The sequence below is a fragment of the Ruminococcus sp. CAG:330 genome (assembly GCF_000437175.1).
GTDB lineage: Bacteria > Bacillota > Clostridia > Oscillospirales > Ruminococcaceae > Ruminococcus_C.
Window position 1 is genome coordinate 1 of the sequence record NZ_FR898080.1, and the last position, 2,685, is coordinate 2,685.

Genomic DNA, 2,685 nt, shown 5'->3' on the forward strand with positions numbered 1-2,685 from the left:
AAATCCACATATATTTCTTGTGAAGACAGGTTCTTAGTCCTTGATTCCGGAATGTGCCATTGTTTCGATGACCTGCCGCTGTGCCAGCATGAAGATGACGATAGGGGGCACCAGCATAAAGACAGCTGCCGCCATGGCGACACCGGCACGGGCAAGGCCTGCCGAGGCTGCCTGCTGCACGACGGTGGGCAGAGTCTTCAGGGATTCCTGGAACACCAGCGTGCCGCCCTGAATGTTCCATGCCGCCTGGAACGAGAAGATGATGACGGTCATCAGCGCCGGCTTCTGGTTGGGCATGACGATCTGCCAGCAGATGCGGAAGATGCCTGCGCCGTCCACCTTTGCCGCTTCGATCATGGCATCCGGCACCTGCGTCATGGACTGGCGCATCAGGAACAGGTTCATGGGAGCGGCGATGGACGGGAAGATCAGTGCCATATAGGTATCGATCATGCCCAGCTTTGCCAGCACCATGTACTGCATGATATAGATGACGTTGCTCTGGTACAGCAGGGATACCACGATGATGGAATTGATCGCCTTGGCGCCGGGGAAGCGGATCTTCGCCAGACAGAACGCTGCCATGGAGGAGAAGATGACCTGTCCCAGCGTTACCACCACCGTGACAAAGACGCTGTTAAAGACATAGCGGGAGAACGGAACCCACAGATCGGAGCACAGGCGGAACATCGCACTGTAGTTGGAGAGTGTGGGATCGATGACGTAGAGCTTCGGCGGGAACACGAACAGCTCCTGCACCGGCTTCAGGGACATGACCACTGCCAGATACAGGGGCAGCGCCATGAATACCGCCAGAACCAGCAGAAAGGTGAAAATTCCCATCGTTCCGCCGATCTTATGACCGGCACGCTTGGAGGACACCTTCAGGCGGGTGCCGTAGACTTTTTCTTTTTTTGCCATTGTTTCCGCACCCTCCTTTAGTCCATGTATTTGTTGAGCAGTCTGCCGATGAGTTTATTGAGCAGGTACATGACAAGAAACAGAATCATACAGATGGCAGATGCATAGCCCATTTCGTAGCGGATCCAGCCGTAGTCGTAGGCGTGGTTCATAATGGTGTGCGCCTTGTAGTCCGTGCTGGGGAAGCCCACCAGATTCTGGGACACGGTGCCGGCGGTGAAGGAGCTGACGATCTGCATGACTGCCGCAAACATCAGCTGCGGCCCCATGGAGGGGATGGTGATGTAGATCAGTTCCTGCCAGCGGCTCTTGATGCCCTCGATGGCGCCCGCCTCGTACTGGGAGCGGTCGATGTTCTGGAAGCCGGCACGGAGCGCCAGGAAGCCGGCACCCAGGCTGATCCACATCTGCACGACGATGGTCACGCCCAGCACATAGTCCCCGTCGGTCAGCCACTGGATGGGGGAGCTGATGATGCCCAGATCCAGCAGGAACGAGTTGATGTAGCCGTAGGAGTCGCCGCTGAAGATCAGCTTCCACACCGTGTAGACATTTGCCATGGACGGTGCGTAGAAGATCAGAGTAAAGATCGTGCGGAGCTTGGGATGCAGCTCATTGATGAGCCACGCCAGCAGGAAACACAGGATATAGCTGACGGGGCCGGTGAACAGAGCGAACACCAGCGTCACACGGATAGACTGGATGAAGATCTTGTCCGACAAAAACAGCGTGGTGTAGTTGGAAAGCCCCACGAACTTGGGCATCTGCACCATGTTGAAATCCGTAAAGCCCATGGGCAGGGACATCACAACGGGGACAATGGTAAATACGAGGAAAAACAGCATGAACGGTGCGATCATCAGATAGCTCGCTTTGTTCTGCTTCACCGCCAGCCACGTGAGCCGCCGGTTTTCCTGTCGGGTTCTTTTGCCAATTTCGGCAGTATCCAAGGGGATTCCCTCCTTCTCTTTAAGAGTCTAATCCGAGGTTTTCACGCTTTCTGGTGATCTCCTCGTTGATATCCCGATTGTACGACATCAGCGTATCCCGCGGGTTCTCGTTGTTGTTGACCACTTCACGGAAGGCATTCATGATGTTTCGGGTGACAGAGTAGGAAGCCGGAATAATGGGAATCTCCTCCAGCTCGTCCATGGAGGTCAGGATGGTGTCCGCCTCCTCCGACGACCACGCCAGCTGGGTGAGTGCCTCGGTGCTGGCGGTGGCGTAGCGTCCCATCTGTCCCAGCAGACCCTCGATCTGGGTGCCGTACTCCACCTGCACTTCGGCGGAGCAGAACCACTTGAGGAACGTCCACGCATTTTCCAGACCGTTCTGTTTCTCGCTCACCTTATTAAAGATGACGGCGCCGGTGTTGTTGGAGTTGACGGCGTGGGAAACGCTGCCGTCCTCCAGCTCCGTGCCGGGGATGGCTGTGAAGCCCCACAGCCCGCTGATCTCCGGCGCTGCCACAGACAGCTGGTTAAAGAAGGTGCAGTAGTCGGATACCACGATGGGATATTCGCCTGTCCGGAACCGGCTGAAGGCGTCATACTGCTGGTCGAAGTCGTACTTGGTATAGAAGTCCGTCCACATCTCGAAGGAGTCAATGGCGGCGTTGGTATGAAAGGTAGTTTCGGTCTGTGCGTCATTATAATAGTTCTGTCCGCGCTGGAGCAGGAGGGACGCAAAGGTCAGACCGGATTCCGTTGCGGCGGAGATGGTCGCCTGATTGGCATCCGCAGCCACTGCCGGCAGCACCAGACC

General features: G+C 56.4%; 2 protein-coding genes and 1 pseudogene. All 3 read right to left on the reverse strand.

All coding sequences use genetic code 11. The features are described from left to right. Positions 1–33: 33 nt before the first annotated feature. Positions 34–921, reverse strand: a complete 888-nt coding sequence (locus tag QZL66_RS09170; protein WP_022411417.1) for a carbohydrate ABC transporter permease — start codon at positions 919–921, stop codon at positions 34–36. 17 nt (positions 922–938) lie between these two features. After that, on the reverse strand, positions 939–1,871 hold the full coding sequence (locus QZL66_RS09175) for a carbohydrate ABC transporter permease (protein WP_022411418.1): 933 nt from the start codon (positions 1,869–1,871) through the stop codon (positions 939–941). Positions 1,872–1,890: 19 nt separating this feature from the next. After that, a pseudogene (locus QZL66_RS09180) lies at positions 1,891–2,685 on the reverse strand (ABC transporter substrate-binding protein); the annotation flags it as partial.